At 63.8% G+C, this 19,497-nt stretch carries 14 protein-coding genes, 1 tRNA gene and 1 pseudogene; 6 read left to right on the top strand and 10 right to left on the bottom strand.

The window, feature by feature from the left end; translation table 11 throughout:
- Window positions 1-2 precede the first annotated feature (2 nt).
- Window positions 3-1,220 carry an HlyD family secretion protein gene (locus ACN469_RS13565; protein WP_498767850.1) on the bottom strand — a complete coding sequence of 406 codons (1,218 nt, stop codon included), beginning with the start codon at window positions 1,218-1,220 and terminating at the stop codon, window positions 3-5.
- A 1,215-nt stretch (window positions 1,221-2,435) separates the two neighbouring features.
- Here ACN469_RS13565 and ACN469_RS13560 point away from each other — a divergent pair.
- Window positions 2,436-2,987: a hypothetical protein gene (locus ACN469_RS13560; RefSeq protein ID WP_498767848.1), complete on the top strand. Its 552-nt coding sequence runs from the start codon at window positions 2,436-2,438 to the stop codon at window positions 2,985-2,987.
- 71 nt (window positions 2,988-3,058) lie between these two features.
- On the opposite strand, the gene ACN469_RS13555 is transcribed toward ACN469_RS13560, so the two are convergent.
- The 3 genes from ACN469_RS13555 to ACN469_RS13545 form a co-directional block, all read right to left on the bottom strand.
- Window positions 3,059-4,318 (bottom strand): imm11 family protein, encoded by a 1,260-nt coding sequence (locus tag ACN469_RS13555; RefSeq protein WP_498767846.1) that lies wholly within the window; start codon window positions 4,316-4,318, stop codon window positions 3,059-3,061.
- Between the two features lie 17 nt (window positions 4,319-4,335).
- Window positions 4,336-5,697, bottom strand: a complete 1,362-nt coding sequence (locus ACN469_RS13550; protein WP_498767844.1) for an AHH domain-containing protein — start codon at window positions 5,695-5,697, stop codon at window positions 4,336-4,338.
- Window positions 5,698-5,883: 186 nt separating this feature from the next.
- Complete coding sequence (locus tag ACN469_RS13545; protein ID WP_498767842.1) at window positions 5,884-7,539, bottom strand: mechanosensitive ion channel family protein; 1,656 nt, start codon at window positions 7,537-7,539, stop codon at window positions 5,884-5,886.
- A gap of 749 nt (window positions 7,540-8,288) precedes the next feature.
- On the opposite strand from ACN469_RS13545, the gene ACN469_RS13540 reads away from it, so the two are divergent.
- Complete coding sequence (locus tag ACN469_RS13540; RefSeq protein ID WP_498767840.1) at window positions 8,289-12,509, top strand: hypothetical protein; 4,221 nt, start codon at window positions 8,289-8,291, stop codon at window positions 12,507-12,509.
- Between the two features lie 145 nt (window positions 12,510-12,654).
- On the opposite strand, the pseudogene sitA5 reads toward ACN469_RS13540, so the two are convergent.
- A pseudogene (gene sitA5, locus ACN469_RS13535) lies at window positions 12,655-13,287 on the bottom strand (SitA5 family polymorphic toxin); the annotation flags it as partial.
- Between the two features lie 288 nt (window positions 13,288-13,575).
- Here sitA5 and ACN469_RS13530 point away from each other — a divergent pair.
- Window positions 13,576-13,649: transfer RNA gene (locus ACN469_RS13530), tRNA-Ile, on the top strand.
- A gap of 523 nt (window positions 13,650-14,172) precedes the next feature.
- Here the strand turns inward: ACN469_RS13530 and ACN469_RS13525 are convergent.
- Window positions 14,173-15,552 carry a hypothetical protein gene (locus tag ACN469_RS13525; protein WP_498767838.1) on the bottom strand — a complete coding sequence of 460 codons (1,380 nt, stop codon included), beginning with the start codon at window positions 15,550-15,552 and terminating at the stop codon, window positions 14,173-14,175.
- Between the two features lie 170 nt (window positions 15,553-15,722).
- Window positions 15,723-16,310 carry a hypothetical protein gene (locus ACN469_RS13520; protein WP_498767836.1) on the bottom strand — a complete coding sequence of 196 codons (588 nt, stop codon included), beginning with the start codon at window positions 16,308-16,310 and terminating at the stop codon, window positions 15,723-15,725.
- 180 nt (window positions 16,311-16,490) lie between these two features.
- Here ACN469_RS13520 and ACN469_RS13515 point away from each other — a divergent pair, with 180 nt between their 5' ends.
- The 3 genes from ACN469_RS13515 to ACN469_RS13505 all read left to right on the top strand — a co-directional run bounded on the left by ACN469_RS13515 (window position 16,491) and on the right by ACN469_RS13505 (window position 17,378).
- Window positions 16,491-16,748, top strand: coding sequence for a ribbon-helix-helix domain-containing protein (locus ACN469_RS13515; RefSeq protein ID WP_498767834.1), 258 nt, complete (start codon window positions 16,491-16,493; stop codon window positions 16,746-16,748).
- Complete coding sequence (locus tag ACN469_RS13510; protein ID WP_498767832.1) at window positions 16,745-16,918, top strand: hypothetical protein; 174 nt, start codon at window positions 16,745-16,747, stop codon at window positions 16,916-16,918. The genes ACN469_RS13515 and ACN469_RS13510 overlap by 4 nt, the downstream gene beginning before the upstream one ends.
- Window positions 16,919-17,003: 85 nt before the next feature.
- Window positions 17,004-17,378, top strand: coding sequence for a hypothetical protein (locus ACN469_RS13505; protein WP_498767830.1), 375 nt, complete (start codon window positions 17,004-17,006; stop codon window positions 17,376-17,378).
- 48 nt (window positions 17,379-17,426) lie between these two features.
- Here the strand turns inward: ACN469_RS13505 and ACN469_RS13500 are convergent, their stop codons facing one another.
- The 3 genes from ACN469_RS13500 to ACN469_RS13490 are packed head-to-tail and all read right to left on the bottom strand — an operon-like array spanning window position 17,427 to window position 19,446.
- Window positions 17,427-18,491: a lysylphosphatidylglycerol synthase transmembrane domain-containing protein gene (locus ACN469_RS13500; protein WP_498767828.1), complete on the bottom strand. Its 1,065-nt coding sequence runs from the start codon at window positions 18,489-18,491 to the stop codon at window positions 17,427-17,429.
- Between the two features lie 17 nt (window positions 18,492-18,508).
- A complete protein-coding gene (locus tag ACN469_RS13495) occupies window positions 18,509-19,240 on the bottom strand; it encodes a tyrosine-protein phosphatase (RefSeq protein WP_498767826.1) in 732 nt (243 codons plus the stop codon).
- Window positions 19,237-19,446 (bottom strand): DNA gyrase inhibitor YacG, encoded by a 210-nt coding sequence (locus ACN469_RS13490; protein ID WP_498767824.1) that lies wholly within the window; start codon window positions 19,444-19,446, stop codon window positions 19,237-19,239. The genes ACN469_RS13495 and ACN469_RS13490 overlap by 4 nt, the downstream gene beginning before the upstream one ends.
- Window positions 19,447-19,497: the final 51 nt, after the last annotated feature.

The following is a 19,497-nucleotide window of genomic DNA, read 5'->3' as shown; positions in this document are numbered from 1 at the left end:
GGTCAGCGGGCCTCGGCTTCGGGCTGAAACACAGTCACGGGCGGTTCTTCAGGCTGCGGATTCCATTCGCCGACCGCCCGCATCAGCAGCGCGACAGGCGACGCCCGCGCGACCTCGACCTCCACCACCAGGGTCATGCCGTGGCGCAGTTGGATGCGCGGATCGTCCGGCGGTGCGAACTTGAGCTCGACGCGCACCGTACCGGGGATGGCCTCGGGCGTGGCGGTCTGGCCGGGCTCGGTCCCCACTGCCGTCACCCTGGCGGGGACCGTCCCGTAGATGGTCATCGGGTAGCCGTCGAGCTTGAGGCGCGCCGTCTGGCCGGGCTGGATCAATCCGACGACCTCCTTCGGGAAACGGGCGCGCACCCGCACCTCGGCATTGCTCGCGACGATGGTACCGACCCGCTGCCCATCGGCGATGAACGCTCCCGCGCCGAGCTCCGCCACGTCGACCAGGTGGCCCGTGGCCGGCGCCCGATACAGCTTCCGCTCGATCTGGTACTCGAGGCGGTCGATGGCGCCCTGGAGCTCCCGGATCCGCCCCTCGGCGCCCAGCGCCTCGCGCTCGAGTGCGAGCAACTGCGCGGCGAGGGCTTGACGGCGCACGTCCTGCTCGCGCCGCAGTCGGGTGAGCGCCAGGCCCTGCGCCGTCTGCGCGAAGCTGAGCGCGTCGACATCGGTCGTGCGCTCCAGCTTCTCCATCTCCGAGACCGCGCCCGTCGGGCTCTTGAAGGCCAGCTCCGCGCGTTCCACCGCGAGCCGGTGCCTGGGCACGAGTTCCTTCTCCCTCCCCAGCGCCTCCTTGACCGCGACCTCGTCCACCCGTGCCGTCAAAGCCGCCTCTTCGTGCTTGTTGGTGATCTGCCGGCGGATGATGGAGAGCTCCTTCTCGGTCGCGGCGAGCGTCGCCTTGCTCCGCTCGAGCTCAAGGCGCTCGGCCCGTGCGTCGAACTCGATGAGCAGGTCTCCTTCCTTGACCTCGTGGTCGAGTTTGAGCTGCGAGAGCACGACCTTGCCCGCACTGGGCGGCTCGATGCGATGGACGGCGTTGTGTGGCTCGATCCGGGCCTGTGAGCTGGCCTTGACGAGCGGGACCTTGGCGAACAGCGACCAGGCGATGAGCCCGCAGGCGCACAACACCATCAGAGCGACGAACACGAGGCGCGTGTCCGACTCATAGCGCAGGGAACGAAGGGTCCGCTCGAAGGGATATGCCATGGTCCGCGAACCAAAGTCGCCTTAATGGTCGCGCCGTGTCAACACCTCGGCCACTGCTTTGCGACGCACGCTCCCATGGTCTGAATACGAGCGCCTCGATGCGACGCGGGACTTCGCCCGCATCGCCGCAATGCGCCACATATTGGACTGGGGTTCGATTTGACATCCAGTTTCGAGTACACGTAGCGTTCGACTTGAAAGGAGGCACGACATGAAGATCAAGCTCCACGTCCGCGGCGGTCCGAAGGCGCGTTCGTAGTCAGTCGTTTTGACGCCAGCTGTCGAAGCTGGTCGTCCCTCGTTTTCGATCACCAAAGGGGGGTTGATGGGGCTCTTCCATCAGCCCCTCCTCTCGTTTCTGGCACTGCCTTGAGCTTGCAGGTGCTCGGTCCCGCCAGGTTGGCTCCAGAACCTCTCAGGTGCTTGAACCGGATCTGCCAGGGCATGAGCAAATCGGCCTGCTTGAAATGGCTTAAACATCATCCTCCGACCTGCTGAGTCAGCCACCCTCGGCGAGTACCGCGGCACAGGGATGCTGTCTAAACCTGGTACCAATTCGCCTGTACAGGCCTTGGCGGGTGAGCACGCTGATTTCAATCTCCACTCCGCCACTGCCTTGCGCCGCACGCTCCCATGGCCTGAATACGAGCACGTCGATGCGACGCGGGACTTCGCCCACATCGCCGCAATGCGCCACATATTATTCTTGGATTCGATTTGACATCCAGTTTTGAATACACGTAGCGTTCAATTTGAAAGGAGGCACCACATGAAGATCAAGCTCCACGTTCGCGGCGGCCCGAAGGCGCGCTAGTAGTCTGGTGTTTTGACGCCAGCTGTCGAAGCTGGTCGTTCCTCGTTTCAGAATCACTAGAGGGGGGTTGATGGGGATCTTCCATCAGCCCCTTCTCTTATTTCTGGCAACGTCTTGATCTTGCAGGGGCTCGTTCCTGCCAGGTTGCTTGAGAACCTCTCATGCGCTTGAACCGGAGATGCCAGGGCGCTCGTGGGTGGCTGTTGTGCCAGCCTCGTGGCTCCCCGGAGTGGGGCGGTACCTCAACCTTGCAAGTCGGGCAGATTCGCCCGCCATTTTCTCCCTGCTCCGCCGTGTGCCGCGCCAGCATTGATGAGTGAATTGGCCTGCTTGAAATGACTTAGAACCCTCCTCCTCCGACCTGCTGAGTCAGCCACCTTCGGCTGGTCATCACGGTTTCAATGTTTCAATGGCAGCAGCTCGCCTCCATCCAGGGGCTGCACGTCACCTTCACCGACGCCAACAAGGACGGCCTCGCTGACGCGCTGCTCTACAGTCCGGGCAGCGGCACCTCGACGCTGTACGCCAACACCGGCGACGGGTTCGTCGCCCAGCCGGTGGGCGCCTTCGCGTCACTGGGGTTCGGCTACGCGCACAGGCCGCCCCCGGGGCCTGTCAGCGGCGGACGGTGCTGGACACCCTCCCGGTGCGCACGGCCGGCCATGACGATGTCGCCTACACCTACGGCTAAGCCTCGCCCGGGCGCATACCGCCGGGCGCTGCCTGCTCGGCTGTCAGCCCACCGAGCGGCCTGGCAGGGCGCCTTCGCCCGCTACTTCGACCTCGTCGCCGATACCTGCGAGGCCAGCGACCCCATCCCCTGGGCATCTGCCGCGGGCATGTTCTGTAGTGGGTCCGCAGGGGGGCTTGGGAAGGAAGGCTCCTGCGCCCCGGACGCCGGTGACTTCGAGGGCGACAGCAGAACTGCCCCAACTCCACGGACCACCTCCTGACGTGTCCCAGGGAGGTCTCACGAGAAGTTGGAACCCGTCACGACGGGGCACAGCGAACACTTACGAGGCAATCACACCACGGACTTACGCCACGCGCGAGACACATGCTCCTGTCCTTCCTGGGCGAAGCGCCGCACCAGCTCGTCCCGACCGCGCGTTCCGTGCTCAAGCAGATACGCAAGCTCCGCGGGCATCAGCACCTTGACCGTGACCAGCCGGACCTCTCCGGCCGGCATGGTGAAGCGTCCTGGCAGCGTGCTCGATTCCATGCCCAGCAGCACCCCTACCCTGCCCTCCTTCGTCAGGAGCGGCTCGGGCATTCCCTGGCCTGAGACCTCCATCGAAAGGAAGCCTGCCTTCACCTTCTCGCGCACGCCTTCATGTGCCGCGACTTCGTCCCCCACCCGCTCCAGCAACCGCAGGAGCCAGCTCTTCTCGACATGCGCCTGGGGTTCGCTCGTCTCCAAGGCCAGTTCCAGGCCGAAGCCCACGGACGGCTCTGGCTCCACTCCGGCCACGAAGAAGAAGTCCGAGAGCCCGTGCGTCACCAGCAGGGTCCGCCCATTCTCGCGGTGGATGACACGCCACACCTGCCTCCGGGCAGGCCAGTTACCACCGACGACAATGGGGATGATGACCTCTTCATCCAATTTTCCCAGGGTGCGCCAGAAGACTTGGCGGGCAGCATCTGCCTGATCCGCCAGAGCCACGAGCTGATGGTTGCGTGCTCTCTCCTCCGGACTGATGGCACTTGGACCTGTGACTTCCTCGAACTTCACCCCCGTGACACCCGCTCGCTCCAGAGCATCCTTGATGTCCTCGGACACGATGAGCGCGATGGTCCATCCCCAGGTCCGGAACACCTTCGCATCGCCCACCTTCGTCGGGTCGATTCGCATGCCCGATACGCCGCGATACTTCCCGACCTTCTCCGGGCGCCCATCCTCCGGCTTCCAGTACCGCACCTCCTCCGAGGCGCTGTCATCGATGCACCGGATGGTGCGGGTCACATTGACGAGAAAGTAAGGCCCGGACTCCGAGGCGATCTTCACAGAGAAGAGCTGAACGTCGTCAGGCGCCAGCCTGGCGAGTACCGAGATCACCTTCGCGTGGACGACAGGCGTGACGCCAATACCCGCCATGGAGAAGTCCATCGGCTTGCCCGACCGGTCGATCGGAATCGTCAGGCGCCCTTCGACATGGACCGGCTCACCCTTCCTGAACATCCATGGATTGGCGACTTCTCTCCCTGTCTCGTCAGTCGGGTCGCCCAGACTCCAGCGACCAGGAGAGGAGACATCGTCGAGCAACTCGAAGTACCGCATCGCCATGATGGCTCCATCCCATTTCAAGTCCGAGTCACCAGTCTGTTGAGCTTGGAGCCCGGAGTAGCAATCTCCGCGGCAAGATTCTTCAGAGCGCTGGTGAGCGACTCACGACACTGTTGCATACTGCTACAGTCTTCCATCGCCTCGTTCAGCCGCTTGAACACATCGCGATGGTATGCCTCTGGGTGAGGCCCCTTATGGCCCGGTACGCGGACCTTGTTGGCCGCGTCATTGAGGGACATGCCCGCCCGGTCGAAGAGCTTCTTGAACTCCGGTGACCACGGACCACCGTTGTTGAAGGAGTCCCACCACTTGTTGGTGGCGATGTGGTGCTCGTGGGCACTCGTCGCCACCGGCTCGGACGCCACGGCTTGCGTACCGCGTGCTGTCTCCGCGAAAGCCTCCGGGTCCAGGGCGATGGTGATGACGCCTCCCGCTGCCACCGCCACGGAGGTAACCTGCCCCGCTGCCGACAACCTGAAGCCGCCCTGCCCTGCTCCCACCAGCGCAGCCTGCGCGGAGCCAGGGAGCGTGGGAATCCGCGCCGCCAGCGTCTGCGCCGTGCCTCCCAAGGCCGCCATCGCCAGCATGACGAACGCCCGCGCGGCGTTCCTCCCCATCACCTCTCCGTGCCTCTCTCCCGCGTCCTGAATCCCATCGAAGGTGGTTGCCTCCTCTACCTCCTTCGCCAACACCCTCCAGCCCTGCACGAGGCTCCACACCGTGTCCCATCCCAGGTAGGCGATGAGCGCCACCGTCAGCGTCGCCGCGATGCCCTTTGAAAGCAGCGGCTCGGGCACCAGCCACAAGGCGAAGTAGACGGCTCCCGTCGTGGCGAGCATCGTCATCATCGACTCCTTGTCCGTCAGCCCCTCCAGGGCCTCCTCCGTTTCGTCCCAGACCGAATCCAGCGCCAGACGAAAGGCCAGGGTGCGCTTGCCCTCCTCGTCCAGGGTGACGCCCTCGTCCAGCAGATGGAGGCAGTCACGGGACTGCTCCTGACTCTGGCACCAGCGTCCGTAGGCACTCACCAGCTCCGTTTCCGCGTCCGGCGCTTCGGCCACCAGAAGGCGGCCTCGCCGCGGCTCCTCGACAGAGACCAGTCCCAGGTGCCCCCGCACATGAGCGGAGGCACGAGGAGGGTCCAGGTGGAACAGCCGCATCGCGGCGTCCCTCGGCAGAAAGGAGCGCGGCGCGGTGCGCGCCAACTGCTGGACCGCCTCGGTGAACTCGTCAGGCTCCAGCCTGACTGGCTCCGCATCCGTGCGCGGCTCGTAGACGAAGGGCCGTCCTTCGCCCGTATCCAGTCGCACCACCCTTGAGGCCGCACACCCCGAGCCCATCAACACCAGCAGCACCACGGTGCCCCAGCGCAGCGTCATGCGGCTCTCCCGTCATTGCGCCTCTCTCGAGAGCCGAAGTCCATGAAGTACCAGGCCCGACGCGATGCCCGGTTTGATGCTCGCGTGCGTCTTCTGCAGCTCGTACGCAAGCAGTGCGGCGATGTCCTGCCTGACCGCACCCGACATGCCACGACCAAGCAGCCCGATATGGCCAAGACGCCTCCCTTACCGAAGCGAGGCGGCAAGGGCCATGGGCTCCTCCTCCGGCGGCGCGGCGGCGGTGGCGGTAGCGGGAAGCACCGTGGTCCCCTCGTATTGCACCGACTTGGGGTAGGGAAGTTCCAGGCCGTTGGCGTTGAAGGCGTCGAACAACAGCCGGTTGAGCAGCCGCTTCACGTCGAAGTGCGTCCCTGGCTGGACCTTGGCTTCAATGCGAATGGTCATCCAGCTCTCGTCCATGCTCTCGATACCCAGCAGCTTGGGCATCTCGGACACCTTGCCCGCCGACAGCAAGGGCACCTGCTCGCAGACCTGGCCAATCACATCCAGCACCTTCTTCAAGTCGCACTCATAGGCCACGGCCATGTCCACGACCGCCAGCGTCCAGCCGCGACTGTAATTGATGACATTCTTGACTTCACCGTTGCGGAGGATGTGAAGGCGCCCGAAGCGATCTCGAATGCGGGTGATGCGAGGTGTTATCTCCTCCACCACGCCCTCGGTATCGTTGATGCGGATGTAGTCGCCGTTCAAGATCTGGTCCTCGAAGAGCAGGAAGATGCCATTGACCATGTCCGTGACGATGGCCTGTGAGCCCAGACCCACGGTGAGGCCGACGATGCCGGCACCAGCGAGGATGGGGGTGGGGTCCACACCCAGGTCGCTGAGCACCATCATCCCCACCAGGAAGTAGACCAGGTACGTGGAGGCTCTCTGGATGAGGGCGACGAAGGTGTTGCGCCGCCGGGCCTTGTCATCCAGGTCGAGGCCGTCCACCTTGAAGGCCCGGGCGATGAGCAGCCGGACGAACTCCACGACGACGCTGGCGGCGAAGAACAGGGCGATGACGCGGATGAGCACCGGCCCGTACGGAGCAAAGGACTCCAGGCCCTGGAACCGACGGATGATGAGGGTCGCCACCGAGATGTAGACGATGGCCTCCAGGCTCCGCTGCCCCACCGGTAGCAGCCGGCTGAGGGCCATGAAGTACTCCTCGTACTTCGTGGCCGTGCTCTTCGCCCGCCAGGACTCGACCAGCCGACCCGACATCAGGTGCAGCAAGGACACCGCCAGGCGCCCACCGCTGATGCACAGCAACACGAAGACGGTGGTGCCAACGAGCCAGTCGAACGCGGCCGGGGGTTGCAGCGAGGTGACCGCCACGCCCACCGCGACGTAGGCCAGCACCAGCTTGATGAAGCCGGGCCCCTGCTCCATCGCCTTCTGGGCATGTGCCCTGTGCTCCGGGCGCAGTTGCCACTCGTTCACCCTGCGCTCGAGCCGCATCAGGAGCTGACGTGCCGTCCGATCCAACACCAGGAAGGCCGTCAGCAAGAGCACCAGCAGCCCCGCTCCGCGCCCCAGGGCCGCCAGCCCCTCCACCGTCACCCCCGCCAGCAAGGCATTGAAGGAGGGCTCCAGATCCTTCTTCGCCCACAGGGAGAAGCCCAGCACGGCGATGCCGATGATGACCACGACGAAGGACAGGAGGGCGGCGCTCAGCCGGGCGCGCTTGCGAAGGGCGTCCGCCATCTGCTCCAGCGCCTTCACACCCATCAGCCGGATGCCCTGGTACAGCAGCGCACTGGAGGCCACGAGCACGGCCCAGAGGACGAGCAGCAACAATGCCACGCTCAGGCCGACGAGCCATGCGTTGTTCAACTCGACCGTATCCGCAAGTCGGAAGATTTCCATGCGGCGGGGCATAGCACACCAGCGAACACATCGCGCCCCGCGCCCGCGGTGGAACAGCGGCTCCAGCTTCTCACCAGACGGGAAAAGCCGCGAACTGTTCGCCGTGGCACCCATCCATTGCGGACAAGGCAAGCGTGGAGCCTGAGACAACGGCTGGGAGGGAGCCGATGCAAGGAGTAGCGGCCGCGAATGGACTGGACTGAGTTGCTCGCGAGGACGTTCGAGTTCGACGTGTTCGCCCGCGTCAGGCGTGGAGTCAGGCAGGCACCTGGGGCTGGTTTGCCCCACGACACCTGATGGGGTGCGCGCTCCGTCTCCAGGGTGAAAACGGACCGCCGGCCTAACTGCTCCGGACTGAGATCCACCTGGGTGGCCTCCGCGACCTCTATGGAGCCCACGCTCCTTGTGGGCAACTGCCTCCTCCTTGGTGTCTACTGAAGCGGACAGGAACTTCCGCATCATTCGGGGGCACGGGGCTCATCTCTGCCCGAAAGAACTCGGCGCGGTGAAACGCCGAGCACCAATCGAGATGGGGAATCGTCTTCGAACAAGCCATCGACATCCGCGACGCAGGCGCGATGGCTCCTGAAGTTGCATCGCATTGAACTGCAATTGCCAAGCCCACCGGCTACCGGCCATGCTCATGGCGAAGACGCCGTGCAGCATTTTAACTATACTGAGTGACGACAGCTCGCACAATCAATGGGAGGTTCTTCATGGCAGGCACAGGTGCGCCAGCAGCCCTCAGGGGGTATCGTCTCCAGGCGTTATACACACTTCATCGCATACTCTCGGACAAAGAGTCGGCTCAACTCGTTTTCAGGCTAGAGGGACACGAAGACCTTGACATTCTTGACGCGACAGGCCGAGTTCTAGAGGTCATCCAGATCAAGGCTTATCAAGACACGTTGACACTCTCTGAGCTCAAGCCAAGGAAGCCGGAATCATTCTTTCACCGGGTCCTGAGCCGACGCTCCGCGGCCCCAGACATACTCGAACGCATCGTCTCCTTTGGCCCCTATGGCCTGGAAATGGTGAATGCATGGGCCGGGCATGAGCCTTACCGAGGGCGAGTGGTTCGACAATTCGAGGAGTGGGACTACACGGTCGAGCAAGCGGAGCGCCTGCTCGCAACAGTGACTCTGGGTTTTGCCTCGGAGAGGGAACTGACAGACGCCGTGTTCACGGTGCTGAGAAATTCCTTCACGGGAACTGATCCCTCAGCTGCTTTCGACCTACTCCACGCATGGCTATTCCAGATTGCTGAGTCGCGAAAATCCATCACCCAGCGAGACATCGAAGAACGCCTGACCAAAGTCAGTCGCTTTCTCGCAGACCGAGCCACGCACCACGCAGAGTGGTTCACGACTATCGTGCCTCTCGACAATGGTTCCGTCGCCAATGCCGAAGAACTCGGCAAGGAGTTCTACCAAGGCATCTCAGCACGCTACGAACACATCCTCTCAGGCGCCGACATTATCCGCCGCGATAAATTGGATGCAATTGAGCAGGCATTCAGCAAGGCGCGCGTCGTGGTGGTACGAGGCGCATCAGGACAGGGGAAAAGTGCTCTTGCACATCGCTTCCTTCATGACTACGTCCCCTCCGCGAGCCGCTTCAGGGTGAGGCTCATTCAGGATCGACGCCATGCTTTGAGCATCGCTCGAGCCCTAACCGGGCATCTCTCAACGATTGGTGCGCTCGCATACATTCACGTGGAAGTCTCTCCGGGAGATACAGCCTGGACGGAGCTAGTAGATGGCCTGTATGAGCAACGTTCCGCCCGTATTCTCGTGACCATTCGCGAGGAAGACTGGCTGCGGGCGAGCATCGATCGCTCGAGTCTGCGCTTCGAGGAAGTAGCCCTTCAGCTCGAAGAAGCCGAGGCTCGCTTGATTCATGCTCGGCTCACTCAACATAGGCCTTCCCCCCAGAACTTGGACTTTGAGGAATCCTGGGCACGATTTGGTGGAAGAGGCCCCCTGCTTGAGTTTACCTATCTCGTCACGCAACACGACACGTTGCACGCTCGGCTTGAGGCACAGGTTCTGCGCCTCCGCGAGCGAGCTACCCGACTCGGCAGACAGGCGGAAGCCGAGCTAGAGCTGCTGCGACGCACCGCAGTCGCCTCCGCCTATGGCGCTCGACTCAATGTCGTCCTACTCGCCGGCTCAATTGGCCTCTCCGAACCATCGCTCACCATCCAGCGACTCGAACGCGAGTACCTGATCCGCACGGATGGTTCAGGTCAATTTGTGGACGGGCTCCACCCTGTCCGATCTGCGGTCCTGGTCACTCTGCTCACCAATACCGCATTCACCCCATGGATTGAAGTCGCAGTTCGTGCCCTACCTCAGATAGTGGAAAGCGATTTGGGAACATTTTTACTACACACCTTCTCACGCCATAAGAACGAGCGCTCAAGACTCGCACGGGAACTTGGAACAATACGCCCATCGACCTGGGATGGAACTGCACAGGTATTTCGTGCACTACTCTGGATGGGGCTGAACGAATACATTACAGACATCGAGCCAGTGACAACCTCCGCAAAGGCAATCTTCGGATCCGGCTGGTTCGCGGCACTGCCTATCGATGTGGGTGAGGTCCAAGCTATTTCTCCCGGACTCACCTTCTCAGTACTGGACAGCCTCAGCTTCATTCCCGAGGAGGCCAGACGTACCATACAAGGCCTGCGCGCCCGCCTGTCATCATCTCGCCATCTATTCTCGGCTGCGCAGCAGTGGCTGGTCGCAGTTAGCGCAGGCATTACGCCTCCCGCAAGCACCGAAGGATGGGCGGCTGTGGCCGAATGTATTTTCTGGGCTGCACGCCTTGAGGTTGCACTCCCCTGGGGACAAGAATTCTTTCACGCATATGAGACTGCGCTCGATTCATTACCTCTGAATGTCGCCGCAGATGTCGCCTATGCGCTGTCCTTTCACCCAAATATTGATGTGCATAAGCAGCTGGCTCGCTTGAACCCCAAAGCAATCGTCCGGGCTCGCCAAGAACTCCAAGTATTCATGCTGGAGCAAGATGACCAGCGCATCGCCGCGCATTTTCTCATGGATCCGGCGTTCATCGCGGGCCACGAACCCGATCCAGTCGCGCCAAGTCTCCATTCCTCATCGGAAAAACTGAGCCCCAATCGAGAAGCGGTTCGCCGTGCTCGGCTACTACGGAGCTTCCTACCAGGGCGACATACGTATGCGACCCAGGGATACGGCCAACGCTCTTCACTGCTGCCGATGGAGTACGATGAAACGACGAAGGAACTGGAGACCAAATATCTACCGCCCGAATGGGCCACACGCCTGAACGGCATGTTAATCAACCTCATTACCTATCCTGACCGACCAAAGACATGGGAGGATCATGCGGTGGAAGTGCTTCACCTCCGCCAATCCATCATTGATGCATTGGAGATGCTTCACGAAACACTCCAGTCGTATTTTCGCGGGATGGCGACCCTGCCACTAGTCGGCACGAGAGGCGTCCTAAGTGCTGCCAAATGGGAGAAACTTTGTAATAAAGTCGCACAGATTCCACTGTTACCTCAAGTTGCCGTAGACGAGTGGGGATTTACCTCGGAACAATCTGACGAGTTCGGAGCAGGACCAACCACGTCCGCGCTCGGCGCTCGCGCATCCAAGCAAAGCCTTCAGTCTCTCGCACTCCTGAGACACAGGGAGTATCTTGACCTCTTGGGCAAATACGCACGGGCCGTCAGGAACTTCATGAGTCAGATAGGCATGCCACTGGCACTTCAGCCTCTTCTTGCTCGAGGCAGCGCGCGGGAGAGGCGCAGTGCGATGGCGGTATTGAGGAATTCCGGGGAGGAAAAACTGAACACCCACCTTCCTACTGTCAACTTGGCCGAGGCGGCAAGCACAGTTCTCGCATTGCAGCAGGAGTATCAAAATCGATTCAAACAATACATTCTCGACGGGAGACTGGAGCAAACCGAAACGAGGGAGACTGAGCTACTGCGCGACTCCTGGGCATTATGGCTGATGTTTGTGTACTCCGCCCGCAGCGGGGGCATGTCCCGACCTACCCAATGGGCAGTTCGCAAGCAGGATGACGCGGGCAGGGCAATCATCGACGGCCTTCGAACTCGACTCACCTCGCTCTCTGCATCCATCCTCTCAGAGGACATCCAGTGGGGGCGAGACTCCGCGCTCTGGTTACAGCTAGATTTTGGGGGGCCGGAAAATCTTCATCAAGAGCGGGAAGCCCTACTGGAGGCTCTGCATGCCACCTTTAGGCGCAACAATGTCGTGAGCATTGATTTTCATATCTCGCGCATCAAGTGGCGCCACATTTTGATTATTCCCACATTTCTGGGCAAGGCGTTCGCGCGCACAGCTTGGTCGTTGCGAATGGACCTAATTTCGCAGACATCTCCTGCGGAACTTGGGTGGTGGAATCATTCTTCCCACCCTGTATCCGAGATCGCGTGGAACAAACTCGGCGTTGATCTCTGGCAACATCCGTTCTTGAATTGGGCGAACGAGGTCGTCGAGCCGTTAGTAAGGCTAGGGCTGCGACTGGATCTAGTCTTGGGCGTACATGAGTCAATCGCTCCTCTTGAAATTGACACACTGGGACATGAAGTCATGGACAATTACTATCACAGCCACGAGGAGCCGATAACTTCGGCCACACAGCGAATCTTCGCTGCGGCCGAGAAGATGGCTGAGTGGATTTGCTCTCCCGCACGTAGCTCGTTCCCCATGAATTCAAGTAGTGAGGATATCCTGCCCGGCTTGCGAGCGATCTTGGACTGGTTGAGCGGCACGGATGCGGACGAAGGACCTAAGGCTCGCGCCGAGCGGATGCGGCGCGGCCTTTCCGAAGCGATCGCAATCGCAGAACACGTTCGATTGAAATGGGCTGCAGCGGTGACTTTCGAGGAAAGAAATACCCCATAACAACACCTGCACCGATTCTCGCCCCTCAAATACCGCACTCCGACCCAGCACCTCCTTTGCCACCAACCGGTTCCGCCCCTCGGAGATGGCCGGTGTTGCTCCCCCGCGACTCACGCCCCCCTAGCCCGTCAGCCAGGCGCGAATCAATGGTGATGACGCCTCCCGTAGCCACCGCCACGGAAGTGACCTGTCCCGCTGCCAACAACCTGAAGCCACCCTGCCCTGCCCCCACCAGCGCAGCCAGCGCGGAGCCAGGGAGCGTGGGAATTCGCACCCCAAGCGCCTGCGCCATGCTCCTCAGCGCCGCCATCGCCGGCATGACGAACGCCCGCGCGGCGTTCCTCCCCTTCACCTCTCCGTACTTCTCGCCAGCGTCCTGAATCCCATCGAAGGTGGTTGCCTCCTCCACCTCCTTCGCCAACACCCTCCAGCCCTGCACGAGACTCAACACGGTGTCCCATCCCAGGTACGCAATGAGCGCCACCGTCAGCGTCGCGGCGACGCTCTTTAAAAGCAGGGGCTCGGGCACCAGCCACAAGGCGAAGTAGACCGCTCCCGTCGTGGCGAGCATCGTCATCATCGACTCCTTGTCCGTCAGCCCCTCCAGGGCCTCGGCCGTTTCGGCCCAGACCGAATCCAGAGCCAGGCGAAAGGCCAGGGTGCCCTTGCACTCCTCGTCCAGGGTGACGCCCTCGTTCAGCAGGTGGAGGCAGTCTCGGGACTGCTGCTGGCGCTGGCACCAGCCCCCATAGGCACTCGCCAGCTTCGTCTCCGCGTCGATCAGACCCATCTGGACCGAGGAGCGTGAGTGCTCGGCTCCGCATGCCGCCTTGGCGCAGGGTACCTGCACCATGAGTACGGCCCCGCTCGCGCGGCATGCTCCTGCTCCTGCCCTCATCCTTCCAGGCCGGAAAAAGGGCCGGGACGGCGCAGAGGTCCACTCTCGGACGGCCCCAAATCCGCCCTCCTCCCTCTAAAATCCGAGGGAGGAGACTCCTTGCGCCCCTGGTCGCTTCGAAGTTCTTGCGGTGACGCGACGCTCCCGATATACGGGCCCTCACTTCACGGCCAGGTAGCTCACCTGGTTAGAGCGGCGGTCTCATAATCCGCAGGTAGTCGGTTCAAGTCCGACCCTGGCCACTGCCCCGGAGTCACTTCCTGAGTGATTCCGGGGCTTTTCTTTTGCCAGAGCGCTCCCGGCGGCGCGTCCTGCTGAGTGCACGCGCCTCCCCTCTTCTACTCTGCGCCACGGAGGCGAGCGCCTCTCAGACTGCGTCGTCCAGACCTTCGAGACCGCGCTCGGCATCCCCCACGACGGCTCCCCTCGCATTGACGACATTGCCCCGCAGCCCAGATGCGCATGGCCGCCGCCGCCTCGGAGCTGCCCAGGGCCTCCACGAGCGCGGCATCCGGCTCCAGTCCCGAGTCCTGACACGCCAGGACACCGAAGACCACAAGCCCCACCCACCACGGTTCACGCAGGTGCATCCAGCCCCTCCAGACAGGCGATGTCGAGGGAAACACATCCACGTGACCACCCGCTCACCACGGGTGACAATCCCTGTCCATCCCAAGCCGAATCCAGAGGATTTGACACAGCCTCCCCAGGCCAGACAACGGAACAGCGCCGGCTCACGAGGGGCCGACGCCTCACGACCTCAACTCAAGAGTCGTAACCCGTGTAACCCCGCAGCACGACGACCTTCCGCGTGGCCGGGTAGTACAGCACCGCGAACTGGTTGAACTCGTGGCAGTTGTGGCAGGACACTTCCTGGGTGGCGAGCCACGCCTGGACCTCGCCTCCACCGGCGTACGCGTCAATCGCCGCCAACAGCGCCGCCCCGTCCCCGTAGTAGTTCGACGTCAGCAGGAGGCTCTGCGACAGCCCCGCCCGGTTCGTCGCGATGCCCTGAGCGAACGTCGGGAAGTCCTGGTACCACGGCCAGTTGAGCTGGTTGAACACGCCCTGGAGCGTCACCGGCGATTGCGTGCACTGCGGCGTCACGTACGCGGCGATCGTCTCCAGGTGATGCCAGGCCCCATTGTTGGAGCCGATGTTCCACTCCTCCCGCGCATCCTCCAGCGACGACGCATCCACCGACGTCAGCGTCAGCGGCACGCGCGGCACCACCTGGCAGATGTCCGACGTGTAGCGGCAGCGGGACACCTGGCGGTACGTGCCACAGGCCGCGAAGTCGGTGGTCCCCGGGGGCTGCGAGTGGAAGCAGTTGTACACCGCCAGCTCGCACGAGGGCGTCGGCCAGGTCTCGTACGCATCACCCGTGGTCAACTCCAGCACCGTCACGCGCGGCACCAGCCGCGCCGTCTTCTGCTCCGTGGCCTGACCACCCTGGTACACCGTGAACGTCAAAGGCAGCGTGGTCGGGTCCATCGCCTTCTCCACCGTCGAGTAGGACCAGTCCAGCCGGTACGTGTCCGCGTCCACCGCCGCGACGACCGGGACCCCGTCAGGCGCCGTCACCGTGAGCGCCTCCGCGGAGACATCCGCACGCCCCCGGTACACCAGCACGTCCGCCCCGTTGCGCACGTAGACGGGGTCCACCTTCTCGTCGATCCACACCGCGTTCGTCCCACGGAAGTCGAAGAAGCGCGGGTACACCTCAATCTTCGCCGTGTAGTTCGTCGGCGTGCCCGTGAAGGTCTCCACGGTGATGAACAGCGGCAGCCCGGACAGCACCGTGTTCAGCTCGTGGCCCACCGGCAGCACGACTTCAAAGCGGCGCTCGCTGATGATGTTCGCCGTCCCGAAGGCGTCATCCGGCACGAAGCTGAAGACACGCTTCAGATATCGGTTCGCCGTCGCCTTGAGGATGAGCGAGCGCACGCCGTTGCGCGTCTCGAACGTCCCCATCGTCTCGAAGCTCAGCTCCAGCGACGCCTCCGTCGCGTAGATGCGCGTGGCCGTCGCCTCCGCCTCGGAGACTCCCAGCTCGACTTCGGGCGCGGGCTCGTCATGGGAATCCATACAGCCCGACATGCCCAATACAATCCAACACGCAACCAACAGCTTGCGAAGACTCATCAGTCCGCTCCAGGTGGGTGACTCGGGGAAAAACACAATAACGTGGCCATCCAGCCACGAGACGTGTCAATCCCGTCACACCGGCGCGAGCACCGAGTCGCCCCCCAGTTGATACATTCTCAGAAAGAGGCGTCGGCCCGAGCCCAGGGCCGACGCCTCACGACTTCAACTCAGGAGTCGTAGCCCGTGTAGCCCTGCAGGAAGACGACCTTCCGCGTGGCCGGGTAATACAGCACCGCGTACTGAAGGAACTCATGGCAGTTGTGGCAGGGCACTTCCTGGGTGGCAATCCAGGCCTGGACCGTCCCACCGCCCGCGAAGGAATCAATGGCCGCCAGCACCGCGAGGCCATTGCCGTAGTAGTTCGAGCTCAGGAAGATGCTCTGCGACAACCCCGCGCGGTTGGTGAAGATGCCGTCCTCGGGGAACGGAAACCCCTGGTTCTGCTCCGACAGCTTGTTCACCACCGCCTGGATGGTGACCGGCGTCGCAGGGCACTGCGGGGTGCTGTAGGCCTGGATGGTGTCCATGTAATGCCAGGCACCACTGTTGGAGCCGGCATTCCACGCCACCCGCGCGGGCTCCAGCGAGGACGCATTGATGGCCGTCAACGACAGCGGCACCGCGGTGCATACCTTCGCCTGGGACGCGGCGAAGCCATCCACTTCCACCAGCGACACGGACTCCCGAACTCCCTCGGCGCTCGCGGCGAACGAAAAGACAGCGGCAGCGGCAACGCACACACGACGAATGTTCATCAGGACGCTCCAGGTGAGAAGTCCGCGAATTACCACATCAATTTGGGAGAACGGATAACAAAGGTGTCACTTCCACCCCGTGGGGCCCGGGCCGTTTTGTTGACGAGTCCTCGGAGCGCCCTCCTAATGCCAGGACAGGTCGGTAGCGGCCTGTAGCAGCCACGCCAGGAGGAACCCCCGATGCAAGATGGAAACGCCAGCCCCCTGAGCCCCGAGCTTCCCGCGTCCCCGGCCGCCGCCGAGGTGTCCGTGGACGCACGTGGGCCCGAGGCCGACATCGTCTCCACCCACGTCCTGGTGCCGGAGGAGCAGGTCCAGAAGCTGCGCGAGTTGGCGCGGCGGACCCGCATCCACCAGAGCGAGTACCTCCGCGAGGCGGTGGAGGACCTGCTCGGCAAGTACGGCCGAGGCCCCGCGAAGGAAGAAGGCCAGTCGTGACGCGTCGGGCCTTCATGCAGCACGGAGCGCCGCCCCGCACCCGCGAGCACCTGTGGCCCGCGCGGCTCCACGACGTGGAGACGGCGCGTGGCCCGCGCGCTCGTCCGGCCTCCGAGAAGCCTACCTCCATCCGCGACGCCATCATCCGCTGGTTGGACCAGGAGCTGTAAGACACACACACCCGGCCCCTGTCTGGAGGCTGGCGACACGCGCGGGCTAGGCTGGCGGCTTCCTTTCCCAGGAGCCCCGCACCCCATGCGCTCTTTCTTCCTGACCGTCGCCGTCGCCGCCTCCGGCTGTTCCACCACCGGTGGCTTCCAGAAGCTCTACCCCGGCATGACGGCGCGGGAAGTGGTCGACGCCATGGGCGAAGGCCCCACCCGGGCGCAGGAGTTCCCCGACAAGTCCACCGCCTGGTACTACGGCGAGGACCGCTGCGTGCTGATGCGCGACGACAAGCTCGTCTCCAAGGCGACGTCGAAGGAGCGCATCGCGGTGGACACCCCCGTCGTCTCCATCCGGGACACCGCCAAGGCCTGGTGCGCGCCGGAGGGCTACGCCACCGAGGGCCAGAGCGAGCACCAGGTCGACACGCCCTTCGGCACCATCAAGCGCAACATCGACCCGTGACGCCGTGAAGAAGCCCCACGGCGAGCTCCCGCGAGGACCTCGCGGGGCTCACGCCGTGGGCGCGGCGGCCTCGCCTTCCTTCTCCAGCTTGCCCGCGATGTCCTTGAAGGACATGTGCCCCAGGGACATGAGGAGGATGCCGAAGCCCACCGTCTGCGCCGTCTGCGCGAACCACATCACGTTGGCGTAGGCCAGCCCGCTGGCATTCACGACGGACGCGGGCAGGAAGAGGCTCAGGCCCACCTTGCATGCCGCCTGGAACGTCCCGACCATGCCGGGCGCCGCCGGAATCATCACTCCCACCACCAGCACGCACAGCACCACGTACGCCTGGAAGAGCGACAGCTCCATGGGCTGACACGCGGTGCCGGCCGCCACGCCCGAGCAGTCGAAGGCGTTGGCCAGCAGCATCATCCCGAAGCCGTTCAGGCCCCAGTAGCCCACGGTGAAGAGGAAGAAGAGGACCACCTGCTTCGCGTCGGGCAGCTGCCGCATGGCGCCCACGAAGGTGTCGACGACGTCCGCCACCTTGTCGGCCAGGCCCGGAGCGAAGCGGCCCACCGTGGCGCGCACCAGGCCCACGGTGCGCTCCTGCTGCCACAGCCCGACGAGGAGGAAGAGCAGCCCGCCGCCGAACACGGCGAACATCAACCACGAGCCCAGCTTGACGTAGCGGACCTCGGGCGTCTCGGTGGGGACGAAGAAGAGAAGCACGCGCATGGACGAGGCCACGAAGAGGCCGTCGACGATGCGCTCCAGCACCACGGACGTCATCGCGGCGCTGCGGCGGATGGAGCTGCGCTGGGCGATGAGGAAGGGCCGGGCGAACTCCCCCAGGCGGAACGGCAGCACCAGCAGCATCATGAAGCCGATGCCGGACGCCTCGTTCAGCTTGCGGAAGGGGATGCGCTCCATGCCCGACAGCAGGCTGCCCCACCTCAACGTGCGGAACACGTGGATGGCGAGGAGGCAGCCGAAGTACGGCACCAACCAGACGTAGTTGGCCGACTTGAGGCTGGCGAGTTGGGTGCCCCAATTGGTGTCCCGGAAGGCCCACCACAGGAAGAGGACGGTGACCAGCAGGCTGGCCATGAGCTTGACGGCGCGTTTCACGGCGGCCGGGTATACCGTCAGTCCTGGTCGGACTCCAGCGACTCGCCGGCCAGCAGGCGGGATGGGTTGCCCCGAAGGAGGCGGCCGGACGCCTCCTCCCCCACCCTGCTCCTCAGCTCCCCGAGCGCCCGGCCCACCCAATCCCGCGCTCCCACGGGGCCGTGCAGGTCCGTGGCGGCCACGGCGTAGAGGCCGTCGTCCAGGAAGGCCCGGGCCAGCTTCTTCGCCATGGGGCCATAGCGGCCCATGAGCGCCCCCACGTCGAGCTGGAGGTGGGCGCCCGCGCGCACGGCCTCGGCCGCGCGGCCCTTGCGCTCGAACTCCAGGCACCGCTCGGGGTGGGCGATGAGCGGCACCACGCCCTTGGTGCGGATGCGGAAGAGGATGTCCGGCAGCGCGGGCACGGGCGCGGTGTAGGGCAATTCCACCAGCGTCACGCGCCCCGCGCCCAGCATGCGCGCCGAGGGCGTCCCCAGGCCGCGCAGGAAGGCGTCATCCAGGACGTTCTCCGCGTTGCGGCCGAGCGACAGCGGGATTCGCGCCTGCTCCAGCGCCGCCTTCAGCTCCGCGAGCCGGGCCTCCACGACGTCGACGGGCGCGTACTCGGGGCGAGCGTGAGGGCTGGGCGCCACGGTGGAGAAGCCCAGGTCGACCAGCGCGCGCGCCATCTCCAGCGCGTCCTCCAGCGTGCGCGCGCCATCGTCCACGGCGGGCAGCAGGTGGCAGTGCAGGTCGACGAAGCCGCTCACGCATCCTCTCGCTGGCGGTCGGGGTGGCTGCCGGAGGGCAGCTCATCCTCCGTCTGCTCGGCCTGGCGGTCGGGCATCCGGTACTCCTCCCCCAACCATCGACCCAGGTCCACGGCGCGGCAACGCCGGGAACAGAACGGGAAGGCCGGGTTCTCGGCCCTCGGAGGGGAGAGCTTCTTACAGATGGGACAGGTGACAGTGCTCATGATGGACCTGTCCTTAGATATGCCTTGACGCTCTCGCGGGCCAGGACGTTT

It is taken from the genome of Corallococcus terminator (assembly GCF_049194865.1).
Classification (GTDB): Bacteria; Myxococcota; Myxococcia; order Myxococcales; family Myxococcaceae; genus Myxococcus; species Myxococcus terminator_A.
This window is presented reverse-complemented; position numbering and strand designations above follow the sequence as displayed.

Coding starts and splice junctions, on each gene's coding strand:
- ACN469_RS13565 (WP_498767850.1), bottom strand. CDS start 1,220: ATGGCATATCCCTTCGAGCGGACCCTTCGTTCCCTGCGCTATGAGTCG.
- ACN469_RS13560 (WP_498767848.1), top strand. CDS start 2,436: ATGTTTCAATGGCAGCAGCTCGCCTCCATCCAGGGGCTGCACGTCACC.
- ACN469_RS13555 (WP_498767846.1), bottom strand. CDS start 4,318: ATGGCGATGCGGTACTTCGAGTTGCTCGACGATGTCTCCTCTCCTGGT.
- ACN469_RS13550 (WP_498767844.1), bottom strand. CDS start 5,697: ATGACGCTGCGCTGGGGCACCGTGGTGCTGCTGGTGTTGATGGGCTCG.
- ACN469_RS13540 (WP_498767840.1), top strand. CDS start 8,289: ATGGCAGGCACAGGTGCGCCAGCAGCCCTCAGGGGGTATCGTCTCCAG.
- ACN469_RS13525 (WP_498767838.1), bottom strand. CDS start 15,552: ATGAGTCTTCGCAAGCTGTTGGTTGCGTGTTGGATTGTATTGGGCATG.
- ACN469_RS13520 (WP_498767836.1), bottom strand. CDS start 16,310: ATGAACATTCGTCGTGTGTGCGTTGCCGCTGCCGCTGTCTTTTCGTTC.
- ACN469_RS13515 (WP_498767834.1), top strand. CDS start 16,491: ATGCAAGATGGAAACGCCAGCCCCCTGAGCCCCGAGCTTCCCGCGTCC.
- ACN469_RS13505 (WP_498767830.1), top strand. CDS start 17,004: ATGCGCTCTTTCTTCCTGACCGTCGCCGTCGCCGCCTCCGGCTGTTCC.
- ACN469_RS13490 (WP_498767824.1), bottom strand. CDS start 19,446: ATGAGCACTGTCACCTGTCCCATCTGTAAGAAGCTCTCCCCTCCGAGG.